Below are 18,034 nucleotides of genomic sequence, written 5' to 3' on the forward strand. Positions count from 1 at the left end.
AAACAATTAAAAAAAAGGCTGAAATTTAGTTCAGTTTAAATAATAGTGAAGAATTCAGACTTGTATAATTAGGTCTGTTGTAGGCACAAAGCCATAATTGTGCTGGCTAGCAACAATTGTAGTTAAAGCGGAAGTTAGCTCTAAAATTCGGTTGCTTAATCGATAAGCTGCTTTTGAAAATGACTTCCTAATGCCCAAAAGCCCGAACGTATAAACATGGTTCAATTTGTTCAGCTATAATACTTACCAAAAAGCAAGTGTTATTTTTGTCGTGACAAATGAAATACTTTTTTTTGAATTACAATGAAAAAAGTTATTATTTTTTATAATTTTTATAAAATCATTTCAAGCAAACCTAAAACACTAATATTCTTCACGTTAACACAATCTAAAATCATCTATTATTTATCTATATTCTGGATTTTCGAAAGCCCAATGTGTACCATCATCCCATTCTTCTCTAGAATTTCCATAATTATCATATCCATTATTTGCTTTCATCATTTTGGCTAAATGCAGTAAATTATATGTCATAAATGTGGTATTTCTATTTGTAAAATCAGAATCGAAACCAACTGGAGATTTTAATTTCTCTCCTCCAAATTCTGTATCACCATAACTTGGTCCAGGACCTACTTTGCCTATCCAACCAGAATCTGCTTGTGGCGGTATAGAATAACCTACATGTTGCATAGCATAAAGTATTCCCATGGCGCAATGTTTAACACCATCTTCGTTACCGGTTACCATACAACCTCCTACTTTACCGTAAAATATGTATTGTCCTTTATCATTAGTTTGAGAACTCATTGCATACAAACGCTCTATTAATTTTTGAGCTTCTGAAGATTTCTCTCCCAACCAAATTGGAGTTCCAACTATAAGTACATCTGCAGCCATTACTTTTTCAAAAATACCTGGCCAACTATCTTTATCGAAACCGTGCTCTGTCATGTCCGGATAAACTCCTGTTGCAACATCCTCGTCTATTAATCGAATAGTTTCGAAAGCAACATTCTCTTTTTTTAAAATGCTTTGAGATACTTTCATTAAAGTATCTGTATGACTTTTTTGAGGTGATTTTTTTAGCGTACAATTTATGTACAATACTGAAAGATTTGAAAATTTCATAGTCCTGTTTTTAAGTTAAGAAAGCACTATTTTTTAGTACTAAACCCAGTAAAAGGTTTTTGAATGCAATCTTAAACTACATAAAAATGATGACTTTTATATACTCTTATCATTTTAATACTAATTCTTAAGACAGTTTTAACTTATTGTTTTACAATTATTAACATAATTTTTTAATCTTTATTGACGTAATAGTAGTTTACATCATCATTAACATTTGCACTTCCTGCTCTGTTAATATTTTCCAGTTACCTCTTGGAATATCTTTTTTAGTTAAGTGTGCTATTTGCACGCAATCTATTCTTACTAATTCATGTTTAAAATAATCGAATATGGTATGTAAAACAGTATTACCTGTATTCTTAATTTTTATACCTATTTCGTTTTTCTTATCGTTTACATAGTCAATTTCTTCAACAGTAATTAACTTTCCTTCAATACGAATACCGTCGCGAATTTTCTTTAAATCGTCTAGTTTTAAATTACTATCTAATTCTAAATGAAATAAACGCTCAACACCTTTATTAGAGCTTGTAAAACGAGACACAACTTTAGCATCGTTTGTAAACAATAATAAACCAGTAGAGTTTCTTCCTAAACGGCCTATTGGCTTTATGCGAGATGGCGTAGCATTAGCCACAAGATCCATAACTGTTCTACCTTTATGCTCACTTGTAGTGGTTGCAAAACCTTTTGGTTTATTTAATAGAACGTAAGCTTTTTTCTCAGGAGTTATTCTTGCTCCATCGTAACGCACCTCGTCATCAATCTTCACTTTATAGCCCATTTCTACGACTACCTTCCCATTTACACTAACTAAACCGGTTGCGATGTGCACATCTGCATCACGACGTGAACAAACACCTGAATTAGCGATATATTTATTTAAACGAATCTCGTCTGAAACAGCACCTTTTTTAGGCTGAACTGCTTTTTTCCCTTTAGAGTTCGAGTTATTTATTCCAGTATTATCTTTTCCTGAATTATTTTTGTAAGCTTTCCTTCCTCCATTTGGAGCAGATTTTCCTTGTCTTTGTCCGCCTTGTTTACTCATTGCTTCTAATTTTATTCTCAACTATTTTTGAGGGTGCAAAGATAGTTTATAATTTAACATCTACTATACTTAATTAATGCTTTGTTTAATTAACCCTTTAGTATAACTTATTGATTTCTAAACACAAAACAACACTTTAGTTTACCTGTATAAATAAAGTGAGTAATTAATCTTTATATTCTACAGTAGATTGTCTTTCTCTATTTACTGTAAGTTTTGTTATATCTGGGCGAGAATAGTGACCAACTGGATCAAAATTTTGACGCTCCTCATACACACGATTAAAATCTATTTCTTGAATTATTAATCCTTCTTTATGCAATACTGGCTCTACAATCCACTCTCCATCTGGTCCAGCTATACAACTGCCTCCATTTGCTAATATATCTGGACATTTTTCTAATACTTTATCAAGATGAACCATGTCTTCGGGAAACATTTCCTTGGTCATTAAACTAGAAACAGAAACTACAAAAGAACGAGATTCTCTTGCTATAAAACGTGTTATATCTTTTGTATTGTGGTCGCTTCCGGGCCAAACTGCAATATGCAGGTTTTCTCCCAAACCATACAAAGCGGTTCTTGGTAAAGGCATCCAGTTTTCCCAACAATTAAGTCCGCCAACTGTAAACTGTTTTAAACTATGCACCTGCAATCCATTACCATCTCCAGGAGACCATGTTAATCTTTCGTCATAGGTAGGTTGAAGTTTTCTATGTACCGATTTTATTTCACCTAATGCATTAATATAAACAAGTGAAGCATATATTGAATGTCCTCCTCTATTTTTTGCACGCTCCATAATACCTATATATACAGCAATATTATGCGCTTTCGCTAATTTACATATAGCGTCAAGCTCGCCTGCTTCTATTTGAATAGAATTTTTTACATATTCTGCATGTAACTCCTTATTTACTTTAGTATCCCATTCTGCACCACCTGTTAAAGCTACCCAAAACGGATATCCTGGTACTAACGCCTCTCCAAAAACAATAAGTTCGCAACCATTTTTACCTGCTTCAATTATAGAGTGTTCTACTTTTTTTAGTGTTTCAATTTTATTCAATAACACAGGAGAAATTTGTGCCATTGCAATTTTTAAAGTGCTTTCCATTATAAAATACGATTTAAAACTAAATTAACATCAATTAGTAAAATACCAAATACACCAGCCACAATAATAACTTTCAATATATTATGCAAAATAACATAATGTGTTTTTGTTGTTGATTTCCAAAGAAAAATTAAGAAAATAATAAGTAAAGCTATAGCTAAATAAAAGTAATATGTCATGTTACCAATTTCGAATTTGGTAATTAACAGGTATAGCGGAATTAGTGTTAAGACAATTAAAAAAGTAATCATTTTTTTAGACGTCTTTTCACCATATACCACAGGAATGGTTCTGTAATTTAACGCCAAATCTCCTTTCATATTTTCTAAATCTTTTGCTAACTCCCTAATAGCAATAATTAAAAATAAAAAAGAGGCATGAACAAAAATAACTGTATCAAAATTTTTGTAATAGATAAAAATAGCGAAAAACGGAGCTATAGTTAAAAGCGCTGATACAATATTACCAACTATGGGCATTTTTTTTAATTTGTGAGAGTAAAACCAAATCGCAAAGATATAAGCCGAAAAGAATAACACAGGATTAAACGACACGTAACTTGCCATAACAATTGCCGAAAAGTTTAAGATGAAATAAAACGACAATTTGGTGTTTTGACTTACCAATTTATCTAACATGGTTTTGTTAGGCCTATTGATTAAATCTTTTTCGGAATCGTAAAAATTATTAATTATATAACCTGCCGCAACAACAGCAGCCGAAGCCAATACAAGCATTAATAAATTTAAATCTAACAATACCTTTTTAACAGGAATATTGTGTGCGAATATGTAAACAGATGTTAGATATTGCGCAATTACTATAACGAGAATATTATAACCACGAACAACGGAAAACAAACTAAAGAACTTGAGTAGAATGTGTTTCTGCTTTCTAGTGAACATAAACTTTTATCGATAATTTTATGTGATATTGGGTATTCTCTTAACTTCTAGGTCCTACAAAAATTATAGTCTAAAAGTTATACACTACTTCAAGCTTATAATCTTTAAGAGATTCTTCAGCCTTTATAATATCTTGAGTAAAGCCTAAAATATAACCACCACCTCCAGAACCGCAAAGTTTAAGGTAATAATCGTTAGTATCTATACCTTTTTTCCAAAGCTCATGAAACTGAGTTGGAATCATTGGTTTAAAATTGTTAAGTACCACTTTAGACAATTGCTTAGTGTTACTAAAAAGAGACTTTATATCTCCTTTTAAAAAATCTTCAACACAAGCATCTGTATGCTTAATAAATTGTGTTTTTAGCATATTACGAAAACCTTCCTGTTTCATATTTTCCATAAAAATGCTAACCATTGGAGCAGTTTCTCCTGTAATACCACTATCTAATAAAAATACGGCACCTTTTCCAGATGTACTTTGTGTAGGTATTCCTGTAGCCTCAATATTATCTTTAGAATTAATAAGTATTGGCAAGCTTAAATAACTATTTAAAGGATCTAATCCAGAAGATTTACCGTGAAAAAAAGATTCCATTTCCGAGAAAACAGCTTTTAATTGTAGTAATTTCTCTCTCGTTAAATTTTCTAGAACTGTAATTTTATTAAGTGCATACTTATCATAAATAGCAGCTACTAAAGCACCACTACTCCCAACACCGTATCCTTGAGGTATTGACGAATCGAAATACATTCCATCAGCTACATCAGCCTTTAGTTTCTCAATTTCAAAAATCACAAAATCTTCACTTATGTTGTCTAAATATGCAGCAAATTTTATTAAGCTTTCATTAGATTTCTTGGCTTCTTCATTAGGATTTTCATCCGTCTTTAAAGCGCCATTATAAAAATTATATGGTATTGATAATCCTTTAGAATCTTTAATGATTCCATATTCTCCGAAAAGTAGGATTTTTGAGTAGAAAAGTGGACCTTTCATATGTTATTTAAGTTCTTGGTTTTAAAGTTACAATTGTTTTGCACCAAAACCAATTCTATCGCAAATATAATGACCGTTTTGACAATATGCAACTAACTCTGTTTTAATGAACTCAATAATTGCTTTAGTTTCATTCTCTGGATACAAAATATGAACATTTGCTCCTGCATCTAAGGTAAAACTAATATGCAAGCCTGTTTCTTTTCTAAAACTCCATATTTTATTAATTATTTCGAGAGTATTTGGTTTCATTAGTATAAAATAAGGCATACTCGTCATCATCATAGCATGAAGCGTTAGTGCTTCGCTTTCAACTAAAGCAATAAAAGCGTCTAAATCTCCCGATTCTAGAATAGTTTTAATTTTTGTTATATTCTCATCTGCTTGACTAAAACGTTCTTGAGCAAAAGGATGCCCATGCATTAAACCATGTCCAACCGTACTGCTTACTTGTTTTTCTCCTTTATCGACTAATAAAATTGTGTCTTGATAATTTTTAAAATTCTCATGAACTTTATAAGGGTATTTTACACCAAATAAATCGCTACTACCTTCAATATCAACATGCTTTCCCCAAACAACCAAATCGCCTTCTAGACTTCTACAAGCACTTCCTGAACCTAATCTTGCTAAAAATGAAGCTTTCTGAATAAAGTCGGCATCTGTTATCTCAGGATTTAACTCTTTTTCAATACTCATTAAACATAAAGCTAATGCACTCATTCCTGATGCAGAAGATGCAATACCAGAACTGTGTGGAAAAGTATTTTCTGTTTCAATTTTAAAATCAAACTCTTTTAAAAAAGGCAAGTACTGTTCAATTCTTGTAAAAAAAGTAGTGATTTTTGGTTCAAAATCAGGTTTGTGAACTTTATCTAAAAACACTTGAAAAGAGAAGTTTTCACTATCTTTTTCTCTTTTAGAATACGTTAACGTCGTTATTGTTTTACAAGCATCCAACGTAAAACTAATAGATTGATTCTCTGGAATTTGATTTTCTTTCTTTCCCCAATATTTTACCAAAGCAATATTACTTGGAGAAGACCAAGAAGTTGTACCATTAATCTCTTTTTTTGACAAATTTGTAGGAATAAACTTATTTATAGGCATGCGAAAATGAATTTCCACAAATATAGTTTTTAATTCTATTTAAAAATCTCTATTTTGCCGTCATAACATACATTCATTCGGTTTAGTGATGTTTATCGATGAAATTTTACATAAAATCTAAAATTTTGATTGTCTGTTAGATTAATTAATTCTTAGCAAAATAAACTAACATTAGCTTTTAGAGATCCCTTAAATTCTCTCAACTCGAAGCTTTAACAACCCTACATACAGGGTAAAACTATAATGGATAAAAAACAAAGAATTATTCTTACAATGCTAGAATTAGTAGTTGAACAAGGTGTAAATGCAACACCTATGTCTCAAGTTGCTAAAGAAGCTGGTGTGGCAGTTGGAACTATTTATCACTACTTTAAAAACAAAGAACAAATTATTGAAGAAATTTACTCGATGATTTGTCAGGATTTTGGCGTTGTATTAATGGCTAACGTCCCAGAAGAAGATGTAAAAAAGCAATTTGAAACTATGTGGATTAACCTATACAACTACTTTGTAGGAAACCCTTTAGCTTTTAAATTTATAGAATTTGTTGGAGTACCTCCAATTATCACATCAGAAATTAGAACAAAAAATATTCCTCATTTTATTCATATTAGAGACTTCTTCTTAGCCGCAATATTAAGTAAAGATCTTAGAGATGTAAACTTAAGATTGATAATGCAAATGGTTTTTGGAAATGTAATTTCTGCAAGTAGACTTAAATTTAAAGACGAACTAGAAATGACAAACAAACAGATTAAAGATGCTGTAGAAATGTCTTGGGATTCCATAAAAAATCCAGAAAAATATTAAGCAAGCTTTAACAATTTGCTAATTGTATTATAATTTCTTGAAGTAGCATTTACTTTAAGCTTTTTCTCAATGCTAGCCATATTAAATTTTGTGCGACCATAACCTACTGAAGAGTAGAAATAAAGGCAATCATTAACAATTGAGACTGTTTCATTTTCAATTGTAATTGCATGCACTTCTTTAACAAGGCTAGCATCTGGAACTTGATCTAATAGAATAAAATAGCTTTTAACTTTTATCTCTTCTGAAAAAACACAAGAATCAAAAATAAATTGGAGCTCTTGTTTTGTTTTTACTAATACAGGTACATTGAAACCAAAATGAGACTTAATAGCCTTGCTAATACTATCTTCTAAAGCTTTAGTGTTGTTTTCTGAAGACTGAAACACCACATTACCACTTTGTATATAAGTTGTCACATCTTTAAAACCAATACCACTTAATACATCGCGTAAATCTGCCATTGGTACTTTTTTATGACCACCAACATTTATTCCTCTTATTAACGCAATGTATGTTTTCATTTTTTAAAAATATTTTGAGATACAATATAGGCACCTGTCCATGCATTTTGAAAATTAAATCCACCAGTAACTGCATCAATATTTAAAACCTCTCCAACAAAATATAAGTTCTCATGTAACTTACTTTCAAAAGTCTTGAAATTTACTTCTTTTAAATTTACACCACCGGCAGTAACAAATTCTTCTTTAAATGTACTTTTACCATCAACATTAAAAATGGCCTCTGTAAGTTGTTTTGCTAAATTTTCTATTTGCACTTTTGTACAATCTGCCCATCGTGTTTCTATGTCTATTTGAGAAGCTAGTACTAACTGATACCACAAACGTTTTGGCAAATCGAATTGCGTATAGTTTATCACTTTCTTTTTATTAAGCTCTTTCTTAATTTCATTTAATTGTGATATTGCAATATTATAATCTGTATTTATAAAATTAACTTCAACAGAAAACTTGTACGCTCTTTTCGCTAACTCTAAAGCTCCAAATGCAGACAATTTTAAAATAGAAGGTGCACTCATTCCCCAATGCGTGATAAGTAATGGTCCATCAGATTCTAAATTTGAATCCACAACTTTAACGTTTACATTTTTAGCAACAACACCAGGAATATCGTTTATACGATCGTCTTTTATATTGAAAGTAAAAAGAGATGGTACCGGAGGAGTTACTGTATGTCCTAAATCCTCTAATACATTCCATATTTTAGGATTACTTCCTGTAGCTACAATCAACTTTTTACAAGTAAAAACATTTGTTTTGGTGCTAACTACCCAACTATCTTCTTTATGCTCTAAACTTATTACTGGATCACTTTTAAGCACCTCAACATTATGTTTATTAGCTTCAGAAATGAAACAATCTATAATAGTCTGAGAACTATTAGAAACAGGAAACATACGCCCATCTTCTTCTATTTTAAGCTCTACACCACGCTCTTCGAACCAAGCGATTGTATCACCAGTCATAAACGTATGAAAAGGGCCTAATAATTCTTTTTCTCCTCTTGGATAATTAGCTACTAACTCTTGAGGAATAAACTCTGCATGTGTAACATTACATCGTCCGCCTCCTGAAACCTTAACTTTAGTTAACACCTCTTTTCCACGTTCTAAAATGGTTACTTTAGCATCTGGATTTTGTTCTGCTATATTTATTGCAGCAAAAAAACCAGAAGCACCTCCTCCTACTATTATTACGTCTTTTTCTATCATAATCTATCTGGAAAATCGCCAATAATAGCATTTACATTATACGATTTCATTCTTTTAATTGCTTGTGGTGTATTAACCGTCCAAGTATTTATTTTATAACCTTGCTCTTGTGCTTTTTGCACATTATTTTTACTTAATAACGAGAAATTAGGATGTATTGCAACTGCCTTAATTGTTTTAGCAAAATCTATAGCCTCATCAAGGTTTGCTTTGGTAAGTACTCCCAAAGGAATAGCGTTATCACTATTATAAACGTCTATTAATTCTTTATTTTGAAAACTTGATACTATAAAATTTGAATATTCCCAACCTGAATTTTTAATATAATTATTAATAACTGCAACTGTTTCTAAAGCCGTATTCCTACCTTTTAATTCGATATTAACAATACATTTTCTATCGATTAAATCTAAGATTTCTTTTAGTGTTGGTATTTTAAAATGCTCTAAAATATTTAATGCCTTTAGTTCTAAAAGCGTAAAAGTTGAAACCTCTCCTGTTCCATCCGTTAGCCTATCTACTGTAAAATCATGAAAAACAATTAGCTCTCCAGATTTACATTTATGCACATCTATTTCTATTCCATCTACTCCTAGCTCGATTGCTTTTAAAATAGATTCTGTAGTGTTTTCTGCAACATATCCTTTTGCTCCTCTATGTCCAAATTTTAAAACTGTCGCCATTTTAGTACTAATTTATGATTTAATTTATAATTTTGGCTCGATATATGCGCTACAAATATAAATTACAATTTATGACATTTACATTAAAACCGTTATTCATTTTAAGTTTACTTTTCTTTTCTTGCAACACTGGCAACCTAGAGATTTTGGCAGACATTGATGGTTCTTTAGAGGAAGTTTCGGCTATAGCCATAACAAACAACTCTGGTTTATATTGGGTAATTGAAGACGCAGGAAATAGCAATAATTTATACGCTCTTAATAGTAAAGGTAATATTGAAAGAAACATTACTATTACCAACGCTAAAAATAAAGATTGGGAAGATTTAGCAACAGACTCTAGTGGTAATATTTATATTGGAGACTTTGGAAATAACAACCATAAAAGGAAAGAATTTAAAATTTATAAGGTTTTAAACTCTGAACTTACCAAGGATAAAGCTGAAGCTGAAATAACAACTTTTACACTACCTAAAGATTTAAAATCTCAAGATTTTGAAAGTTTTTTTATATGGGACAATACTTTCTATATTTTTTCTAAAAATAACAAGCATACAGACGTTCTTAAAGTAGAAAATAAGGAAGGTGAGCATGAAGCATTCTTTGTAACGAGTTATAAATTTGACGGAAAGGGTAACAAAATCACCTCAGCTGATATTAGTAAAGATGGCAAAAACATAGTGCTTTTAAACCATGAAAAAGTGTGGCAATTATCTCATTTTAAAGGTGAAGATTTTTTTGGCGGCGATATAGAAGCGTTACCTTTTAAACATGACACACAAAAAGAAGGTGTTAGCTTTTTAAATAACAAAACCATCATAATTACTGATGAAACCAATAAGCATGATGGTAATATTTATAAGTTTAATCTTTAAAATGCAATACCAAAACCGAAAGAAAATCTTAAGCCTTCAACACTATTAAAGAAGTTAAATGTTCCTTGAACAGAATCTGCTGCAGATACCCAGAAACCTCCACCATAATCGTTATGCCACTTATCTGAGAAATCTCCTTTAAGCCACACTCTACCAACATCTCCACCTGCAAATACTCCAATTTGCAATGGTAAAGTAGATGTTTTAAAAGATTTAAAACTATATCTAAAATCGGCACTACCTACAAGAGAATTTCTACCTGTAAAACGTTCTGTTCTAAATCCTCTCAAGCCATTTTTACCTCCAATATTTGCGGCTTGATAAAAAATAAGATCGTCTCCAACCCTTACTTGTCCGCGTAAATCTGTTTTTAAAACTAATCTTCTGTTTTTTGACAACGCATTGTAAAAACCTAAATTAGAATTAAAATAACCGTAAGTGTTTTTTGTATCGTCTGGTTCTGTTTTAATACCTGAATCTATATTAAATGTCATACCACGAGTTGGTACAATTTTATTATCGAAACTGGCATAATTATAATTTGCTTCTAAAGCTGTAAAAAAGCGTCTATTGTAAAAACTGTTATTTAGACTAGAAGGCGCAAAAGTTTCTATAAATCTATTTGTTGTTTCTCCTATTTCGATTCCTTCGAAAACTAATTTAAAACCATAATCACTACCAAAATCACCTTTTTTAATAATACCAACACTAGCTAAATAAGTACTTGTTTTTACTCTATTATAATCTAAATCTAGCTCGTCATCATTATTTACAGTTTCATTTCCATATCCAAAAAAGTTATTCGTAAAATTCTCACTGGTAACTAATCCTGCTACATGCAAATTCCAATCTTTAAAAAGGTTTGCAAACTCTCCGTCGTAACCAATACTAAATCCATCTGTTGCAAAAAAGTAACCACCTTTAAAACGGTGTTGTTGAGAGAAAGGATTACGCTGGAAACCTTTGGTTGTTTTAATCATTGAAACACCTAGAGATATACCATCGTCTGGATTATATGCTAAACTTGGTGTAATTGTACCTGTTTTAACGATGCTCTTATTAAAATCGAAAAGGTTATTATTATATACATCTGTGAAGTTTATTTTCGCTCCATTATTTTCCTGGATTGTATTTGGCTTAGATAAATGATCGTAAACTCTAACACGTCTTCCGTTTTTAATAATATAAGTATCGTTGTTTTGACCACCAATAATTCTTGTAAAGATTAAATTATTAGCTTTACCGGTAACTTCAAAAACATCATCATCATCTAAACCGTAAATCCATAATTCTTTTGTAATATCTTTATTATAGGTTCTATCTACTAAAACTTCACCTTTTTTACCATCGATAATTCTTGAAATTTTAACATTGGTTTCGTTATCACCAATTCTATTAATTTCGAAATAATCGTCTTTATCTGTTCCTGTAACAATTACTAATTCGTTTAAATAATTATAGTATCGTTCCGTAATATCTAAAAGATTATCCCTTCTTCCTTTAAGATGCTTTTGAATCTCTTTTAAAGATTCGTCTTTAGCTTCCGTAGGTATTTTAGAAAAAGCATTTGCAATTACTTCGTCTGTAATATTTTCCATTAAATATTTAGCTTGCTTAATCCAAGCATCTTTATCTGAATCTTGAATTAAAACTTTATCTAGTTTAATTCCTGCACTATTCATCCACTTAATGTCTTTTAGTTCAGAATCGTATACCTGCAATTGCTTAGTAGAACCAGATAATACTTTTAAAACATCTAATAATGCACCATCGAAATTAGAAAACACTTGATCTCTATCTCTTGGAATCGGTTTAAATAATTTATCTCCATTTTCTTGATTAAACTGCGCCCAACGCCATTGATCCTGGTGTCTATCCCAATCTCCCAAAAGCATATCGTACAGTCTTGCTCTTATGTATGAGTTTTCGTCTATTTTATACTTTTCGTCTTCTCTAATCTTCGCAATAATATCGTGAGTACTCTCTATATCGTCTGCATAACCAAAGTTTTTCTCATCACTATAGTTCTCTTCAGGTCGTTCTTCAATCATATACAACTCACCTCCATACTCTGTATTATAATCTCCTAAATATTTATGTTTTGGAATATAATACAACTTTGGATTGGTATGATACACACCGGCAGCATGCGATAAATCTGGCACAGCAAAAAAGGCATAAGGATGCGCTGCTGTGTAAAAATCTAAAACAAGATCTTCTACTTTTGTTTTTTCAAAATCATTTTCTAAATAAGTTTCTTTAAACAACACTGTTTGCAAGTATTGAGTTGCACTTTTTCTTAATGCTCTCATATTTAGCTCACGACCATCTTTAGTTTTTAATCTTAAAGAACGCGTTTGGTGTCCACCTCCCGCTCTTACAATTTCTAATCCTCCATAAAGCGTATCTAAAGTTGCTACTTTAGCAACTATTTCTGTACTATAAAGTTCGCGATATCTATCTCCTAATAACGTTTTATAAACACCCGTTTTTTCTGTTTCTTCTTTTGTATAAATTGAAGTTTTAACCGTTTGCGGAAAAGTATCTGGCAATACATCTGTATTAAAAACATCTCTATTTTTTGGCAGCACTTCTTTTGTAAACATTAGTTTAGGATTACCATCTTCTGATACATACATACTTACCCAAGTACTACCATCTTTAAAAATTGTTAACTCTGCGAAACCTTGTTGACCTGCAGAAAACAAACCATTTTTACTTAATGCTGCCGCAGATGTTTTTGCTCCAGAACCCGATACAATTTGTTTAATTCCATTATTTTCTATGTACTGTAAAGAGTGCTCGTGTCCAGAGGCAAATACAATATTATTGTACTCTAATGCCATAGTTTCTATACGGTTCATTAGTTCGTTATACCTTTCGTTATATCTATCTTGAATAGATACACCTCCTTGTGTTCTAACCTGAGTTAAAAGGGACGACAAAATAGGTAAAGGAATCTTTTTTTGAGTAGGATAAAGGTGTTTACTTGCATCGTAAAAACCACCATGTGTACCGTTTGTATACATAGGATGGTGCATAGCAAAAACTACACGCTTATTTTGTGCTTTTTTAAGTTCGCCTTCCAACTCCTCGAAAAAACGTTTTCTTGTTTTTATTTCGCACTTATCGTTAATGGTTGGGTTTTTATTCCAGTTTTCAAGATACCACTGGCTATCCACAATAATTAACTGTACTTTTTCACTAACGTCTATACTCTCTATTGGGCAACCATTTTCTGGCTGAAATGTGTTTTTACCCAATGCTTCTTCAATATATTTTTCTTCTCTTTTTACACCTGTAACTCCGTCTGCATACCAATCATGGTTTCCAGGTATCATAACTGTGCTTCCTTTAAATCCTTCTACAGATTTAATTTGCGCATCTAAAGCATTTTCTGCACTTTCACGTCTAGAACTCTCTTTATCTACCAGGCCATCTGGATAAACATTATCTCCCAAGAAAACAACAAAGTCTTTTTTAGTATCTTGATTTAAAATATGCTTATTAAAAGCTTGCAACCCTAAAGACATTCCATCTTTTGGAGATTTACCCGCATCACCAATAAGATAAAACTTTCTGTTTATTTCTTTATATGGCAACGGATTAACAGCATTAACCTCGTCACTATATTGCGCCTTAAAAGTGGCACAACTTGAAACGATTAATAAAATTAAAACTGTTAGAGTTATGTTATTTTTATTCATAAGGGAATTTACCGATTTTTTTTTTAGTAATTTGGTTTTCTTAAAACCTCAAAGATAATATGTCTATAATTATTGAAAAAGCAGAAAAGTTTGTTTTAGACCTTTTTAAAGAAAATCTTCCAAACACATTTATTTATCACGATTTTACACACACAAGACGAGTGTTTAAAAGTACAAAAGAAATAATAAAAAATTCTGAAATAAATGTTAACGAAGAACAAATTCTACTTTTAGCTGCTTTATTTCATGATACAGGATATATTAAAGTTAGAGAGGGACACGAAGAGGAAAGTGTAAAAATTGCAACAGAGTTTTTAACCTCTGAAAATGTTGACCAAGATACAATTGCTGGTGTTAACAAATGTATTATGGCTACAAAGTTTAAAGATTCTCCAAACTCTAAACTAGAAGAAATTATTCGTGATGCAGATTCTTCTCATTTTGCTAAAGAGTATTTTAGTGAAGCTAGCGAATTCCTGAGAAAAGAATACGAAGTACAGGATATAAAAAAATATACTGCAAAAGAATGGAGAGAGGAAAACATAAAAGTATTAACCCAAATCCACCGCTATTACACGCCATATGCTATTAAACACTGGCAACCTATAAAAGACAAGAACATTGCTAAGCTTATGAAAAAGAAGAAAAAAGGCAAGGCTAAAATGGATAAAGAAAAGCTAAAAGCAAAATACAAAGCACAATATAAAAACGAAAGCCCAGAGCGTGCTATTCAATCTTTTTACAGAACTGCTTTACGTAATCATATTAAATTAAGTGATATTGCAGATACTAAAGCCAATATATTGCTATCTGTAAATGCTATTATTATCTCTGTGGTTTTAGCTAATTTAATTTCAAAATTAGACACTAATCCTTACCTAACATGGCCAACTGTAATATTCACTTTATTTAGTGTAATTTCTATGGTCATGTCTATTATTGCAACAAGACCAAATGTTACAAGTGGACAATTTACAAAGGAAGATGTAGAAAATAAAGAAGTTAATTTAACCTTTTTTGGAAACTTCCATAAAATGGATCTTAAACAGTTTGAATGGGCAATTAACGAAATGATTAACGACAAAGAGTACATTTACAAATCGTTAACTAAAGATTTATACTTTTTAGGAATAGTGCTAGAACGAAAATACAGATTACTTAGAATTACTTATACCGTTTTTATGATTGGTATAATTATTTCTCTAATCTCTTTTGGTATTGCTGTTAAAAACAATCCTGGAGTTAACCTAAACGATGTATTAGACACTACATCACAAATACAAACAAAATTACCTAACACATTAAAAAACGATTATGTGGTTAAGATTTAATCTGTTCCATTAAATCGTTATATGTGTAATATTCTTTTTCGCTAGATTGTTTTTCGTTAGACTGTTTTTGGTATAAAATATTAACTCTTAAAGCTTTTAAACCTGTAACACCTTGTAAATCTTCTAACTCAAGAATTTCAACTTCATCTCCAAGCTTACGTTTAGACTGTAAGAAATTAATGTACTGTAAGTACTCTACCTCATCTTCTTTTTGAGAATACACAATAGTTAATTTTCCTTTAGTTGTAATACGCTCGGTTGTACCTTTTATATTCGCTTTATCTACTCGTTTTTTAACAACTTCGTATCTTGCATTATATGTACCATCAACATCAAAATGCTTCTCGTCTGTTCTAAACCTAATCGATAACGGTTGGTTAAACACTAAAATCATTGAAGCAACATCTAAAGCAATTGGATATTTATGTTGTTTGTTATAAAATGCGATCTCCATATCAATCATAACCTGCATTTGCCATAAACGTAGGTTATAAAGATAGATCTCGCTAAAAGAATCCTCTTTAGTAATAGCTTCACCAATGTACATATTATGCTCTACTCCATCTGTTTTAAAACGTTCGAAGAAGTGAGGATACATTGCCTGTGCATCAATTTGTTTTTTATCTAATAGAGACGACATGTTTTTGTTAATTAAACTTATAGTATCGTCATAATTCTTTCTGTAATAATAAAGCACATCAAGATCTTCATCTATTTTACTATAATAATCTTTTATATCTTCTGTTAAATATGTTTTTGTTTTTAATTGAAATTTAAAAAACGTCTCTATTTCATTTTTAAAGAATTGAGTAATTTTTTGCTCACTATCTACTTTAAAATCTGTTTTTAAAGCTTTTTTATAGGCTTTTACTTGAAATAAAAGTTGTTCAAAAATTGGTAGCTTTTCAGTTTTAAATGCCTCTTTTATAATTCTTTCAACCATTTTAAGTTGAAGTGATAAATCTTTCTGAGTTGCATTATTTCTAGCATCAGAAGATCCTTTCACATCAATTTGCCCAAACAAAGGATACACATTACTAAAAGTAATTCTATTAAATGTTGGGTTATCGGTGCCATCATATTCCTCTTGCATGAACTTTCTTGCTGCACTTTCAAATTTCCATTTTACACTTGGATGGATTGAGGTACATTCTCTCTGGATAATGGCTTGAATTAAATTCTCCTCATCTCTTTTAGAACGTTTTACTGCAGATAATATAAATGGCATAACATCTGCCAGTTTATTAGAATTTATACTATTTAAAGCTTTTGGTGTTTTAGATACTAATTCTAAAACTGCCAACAACTCACCATTTTCTGCAATTGGTGCAAAAATGGCACTTTTTATACCTTGCTGCTTTAAAATTTTTACTTGAGGTGCTTGTCCTTTAGATTTTTTAAAACTTCTGTCAACATCGGATATGGCGAAATTTGTTTTTTCTTTTAGTATTTTATCATAACTATAATGACAAAATAAATTATCGCATTTAAACTCCTCTTTAGCCTTTAGCAAATAACTACTAATGCTAGAGTCGTGCACTTTCATTAAAGTATCTTCTTCTTTATTATAAATAGAAAAACCTACTTCTAAATCGGTTATATCTAACAATGATCTAAACACCATTTGAAAATCTTTCATAAAGCCCTCGTCTTTACGTTTGTTATTTCCAATTAAGGTTGTTTTAATATTAGATATTGCTTGATCGTCTGTGACATCGAAAATATTAGAAATCACAAATCCTTTTGAAATGTAACTATTAGGTGGAAATTTCTCTTTCCAAATTTCTATATTATCAAAATTGTCTAATAATTCTTCAAAATCCTCTTCTGTTAATTTTGGAGCTTTATCTGTAGCAACAATTTCCATAAAATCTGCATTATACAAAATTTTATAAATTCTAATAATACCGTTATCATCTGGTATTTCGTAGTATAATGGACGTTTAAAATTAGTATTAAACTTATAACAAAGACTCATTATTATAGTACAACCTAGAATATACCAATCGTTTTCTGGCATATTTTTTATTACCAATTGAAAATCTGGTCCAGCAGTTTTAATTATACTTTCAAAACGTTTAGACGCATTGAAAATAAAATTATGATAAGGTACACTTGCTGTTTTTATTTCATTTAAGCTTAAAACTTCACTAAAAGAATCTTGCAATAAAATTTCGATTTCCTTTTCGTGCTTTTTTAAAACTGAGGTTTCACTAAATCCTTCACTTAATATTGGATATAAATTACGTATTTCTAAGACACGATTAGCCTTAGCTGCAATAAATGGATCGCTGCTATTAGCTAATTCCTCATAGCGTTCAATTAATTTGTTAAAACTAATCTGTAACGAAAAAGGTAAATTAATATTGTCGTTTAGGTCTTGAATCATTGTTATAAAATATGTACAAAAATACGCTTTATAATGGTTAGTCGCGTTTTCATTGAATAAATGACGTGCTTTTTAATAATAAAAGCGTCCAGCAGTATATTTCTTCTTTTAACTGAGTTGGATATTTTTTTATTCTATCAAAAAAAACAAAAATCTATTACTATAAATTAAATAAAACACTCTTAAA

The 18,034-nt window shown here is 30.7% G+C and carries 14 protein-coding genes; 3 read left to right on the plus strand and 11 right to left on the minus strand.

The window, feature by feature from the left end; translation table 11 throughout:
* Positions 1–405: 405 nt before the first annotated feature.
* The 6 genes from Q0935_RS08265 to Q0935_RS08290 all read right to left on the minus strand — a co-directional run bounded on the left by Q0935_RS08265 (position 406) and on the right by Q0935_RS08290 (position 6,317).
* Complete coding sequence (locus tag Q0935_RS08265) at positions 406–1,131, minus strand: flavodoxin family protein (RefSeq protein WP_299384481.1); 726 nt, start codon at positions 1,129–1,131, stop codon at positions 406–408.
* 199 nt (positions 1,132–1,330) lie between these two features.
* Complete coding sequence (locus Q0935_RS08270) at positions 1,331–2,185, minus strand: pseudouridine synthase (protein ID WP_299384485.1); 855 nt, start codon at positions 2,183–2,185, stop codon at positions 1,331–1,333.
* 166 nt (positions 2,186–2,351) lie between these two features.
* The gene (locus Q0935_RS08275) at positions 2,352–3,302 is read right to left on the minus strand and encodes a carbon-nitrogen hydrolase family protein (protein WP_299384489.1); all 951 of its coding nucleotides are present in this window, start codon (positions 3,300–3,302) and stop codon (positions 2,352–2,354) included.
* Entirely contained in the window at positions 3,302–4,207 is a 906-nt protein-coding gene (locus Q0935_RS08280; RefSeq protein ID WP_299384492.1) for a geranylgeranylglycerol-phosphate geranylgeranyltransferase, read from the minus strand. The genes Q0935_RS08275 and Q0935_RS08280 overlap by 1 nt, the downstream gene beginning before the upstream one ends.
* A gap of 70 nt (positions 4,208–4,277) precedes the next feature.
* A complete protein-coding gene (locus Q0935_RS08285; RefSeq protein WP_299384495.1) occupies positions 4,278–5,207 on the minus strand; it encodes a mevalonate kinase in 930 nt (309 codons plus the stop codon).
* Between the two features lie 27 nt (positions 5,208–5,234).
* Entirely contained in the window at positions 5,235–6,317 is a 1,083-nt protein-coding gene (locus Q0935_RS08290; protein WP_299384667.1) for a diphosphomevalonate decarboxylase, read from the minus strand.
* A gap of 243 nt (positions 6,318–6,560) precedes the next feature.
* On the opposite strand from Q0935_RS08290, the gene Q0935_RS08295 reads away from it, so the two are divergent.
* A complete protein-coding gene (locus tag Q0935_RS08295) occupies positions 6,561–7,127 on the plus strand; it encodes a TetR/AcrR family transcriptional regulator (RefSeq protein WP_299250692.1) in 567 nt (188 codons plus the stop codon).
* On the opposite strand, the gene Q0935_RS08300 is transcribed toward Q0935_RS08295, so the two are convergent.
* Genes Q0935_RS08300 through Q0935_RS08310 form a run of 3 tightly spaced genes read right to left on the minus strand, consistent with a single transcriptional unit; the run spans position 7,124 to position 9,545 of the window.
* Positions 7,124–7,651, minus strand: coding sequence for a DUF1697 domain-containing protein (locus tag Q0935_RS08300; RefSeq protein ID WP_299384497.1), 528 nt, complete (start codon positions 7,649–7,651; stop codon positions 7,124–7,126). The genes Q0935_RS08295 and Q0935_RS08300 overlap by 4 nt on opposite strands.
* Positions 7,648–8,862 (minus strand): NAD(P)/FAD-dependent oxidoreductase, encoded by a 1,215-nt coding sequence (locus Q0935_RS08305; protein WP_299384501.1) that lies wholly within the window; start codon positions 8,860–8,862, stop codon positions 7,648–7,650. Before Q0935_RS08305 ends, Q0935_RS08300 begins: the two co-directional genes overlap by 4 nt.
* On the minus strand, positions 8,859–9,545 hold the full coding sequence (locus Q0935_RS08310; RefSeq protein WP_299384504.1) for a glycerophosphodiester phosphodiesterase family protein: 687 nt from the start codon (positions 9,543–9,545) through the stop codon (positions 8,859–8,861). Before Q0935_RS08310 ends, Q0935_RS08305 begins: the two co-directional genes overlap by 4 nt.
* Before the next feature lie 71 nt (positions 9,546–9,616).
* Here Q0935_RS08310 and Q0935_RS08315 point away from each other — a divergent pair, with 71 nt between their 5' ends.
* Entirely contained in the window at positions 9,617–10,420 is an 804-nt protein-coding gene (locus tag Q0935_RS08315; protein ID WP_299384508.1) for a hypothetical protein, read from the plus strand.
* On the opposite strand, the gene Q0935_RS08320 is transcribed toward Q0935_RS08315, so the two are convergent.
* Complete coding sequence (locus Q0935_RS08320) at positions 10,417–14,127, minus strand: metallophosphoesterase (RefSeq protein WP_299384511.1); 3,711 nt, start codon at positions 14,125–14,127, stop codon at positions 10,417–10,419. The two genes, Q0935_RS08315 and Q0935_RS08320, sit on opposite strands and share 4 nt — an antisense overlap.
* Positions 14,128–14,186: 59 nt before the next feature.
* Between Q0935_RS08320 and Q0935_RS08325 the strand changes: the two genes are divergently transcribed.
* Positions 14,187–15,458, plus strand: a complete 1,272-nt coding sequence (locus Q0935_RS08325; RefSeq protein ID WP_299384514.1) for a Pycsar system effector family protein — start codon at positions 14,187–14,189, stop codon at positions 15,456–15,458.
* On the opposite strand, the gene Q0935_RS08330 is transcribed toward Q0935_RS08325, so the two are convergent.
* Positions 15,448–17,847, minus strand: coding sequence for a GAF domain-containing protein (locus Q0935_RS08330; RefSeq protein ID WP_299384517.1), 2,400 nt, complete (start codon positions 17,845–17,847; stop codon positions 15,448–15,450). The genes Q0935_RS08325 and Q0935_RS08330 overlap by 11 nt on opposite strands.
* Positions 17,848–18,034 lie beyond the last annotated feature (187 nt).

Origin of the sequence: uncultured Lacinutrix sp. (assembly GCF_947500605.1) — a bacterium.
GTDB lineage: Bacteria > Bacteroidota > Bacteroidia > Flavobacteriales > Flavobacteriaceae > Lacinutrix.

Coding starts and splice junctions, on each gene's coding strand:
- Q0935_RS08265 (WP_299384481.1), bottom strand. CDS start 1,131: ATGAAATTTTCAAATCTTTCAGTATTGTACATAAATTGTACGCTAAAA.
- Q0935_RS08270 (WP_299384485.1), bottom strand. CDS start 2,185: ATGAGTAAACAAGGCGGACAAAGACAAGGAAAATCTGCTCCAAATGGA.
- Q0935_RS08275 (WP_299384489.1), bottom strand. CDS start 3,302: ATGGAAAGCACTTTAAAAATTGCAATGGCACAAATTTCTCCTGTGTTA.
- Q0935_RS08280 (WP_299384492.1), bottom strand. CDS start 4,207: ATGTTCACTAGAAAGCAGAAACACATTCTACTCAAGTTCTTTAGTTTG.
- Q0935_RS08285 (WP_299384495.1), bottom strand. CDS start 5,207: ATGAAAGGTCCACTTTTCTACTCAAAAATCCTACTTTTCGGAGAATAT.
- Q0935_RS08290 (WP_299384667.1), bottom strand. CDS start 6,317: ATGCCTATAAATAAGTTTATTCCTACAAATTTGTCAAAAAAAGAGATT.
- Q0935_RS08295 (WP_299250692.1), top strand. CDS start 6,561: ATGGATAAAAAACAAAGAATTATTCTTACAATGCTAGAATTAGTAGTT.
- Q0935_RS08300 (WP_299384497.1), bottom strand. CDS start 7,651: ATGAAAACATACATTGCGTTAATAAGAGGAATAAATGTTGGTGGTCAT.
- Q0935_RS08305 (WP_299384501.1), bottom strand. CDS start 8,862: ATGATAGAAAAAGACGTAATAATAGTAGGAGGAGGTGCTTCTGGTTTT.
- Q0935_RS08310 (WP_299384504.1), bottom strand. CDS start 9,545: ATGGCGACAGTTTTAAAATTTGGACATAGAGGAGCAAAAGGATATGTT.
- Q0935_RS08315 (WP_299384508.1), top strand. CDS start 9,617: ATGACATTTACATTAAAACCGTTATTCATTTTAAGTTTACTTTTCTTT.
- Q0935_RS08320 (WP_299384511.1), bottom strand. CDS start 14,127: ATGAATAAAAATAACATAACTCTAACAGTTTTAATTTTATTAATCGTT.
- Q0935_RS08325 (WP_299384514.1), top strand. CDS start 14,187: ATGTCTATAATTATTGAAAAAGCAGAAAAGTTTGTTTTAGACCTTTTT.
- Q0935_RS08330 (WP_299384517.1), bottom strand. CDS start 17,847: ATGATTCAAGACCTAAACGACAATATTAATTTACCTTTTTCGTTACAG.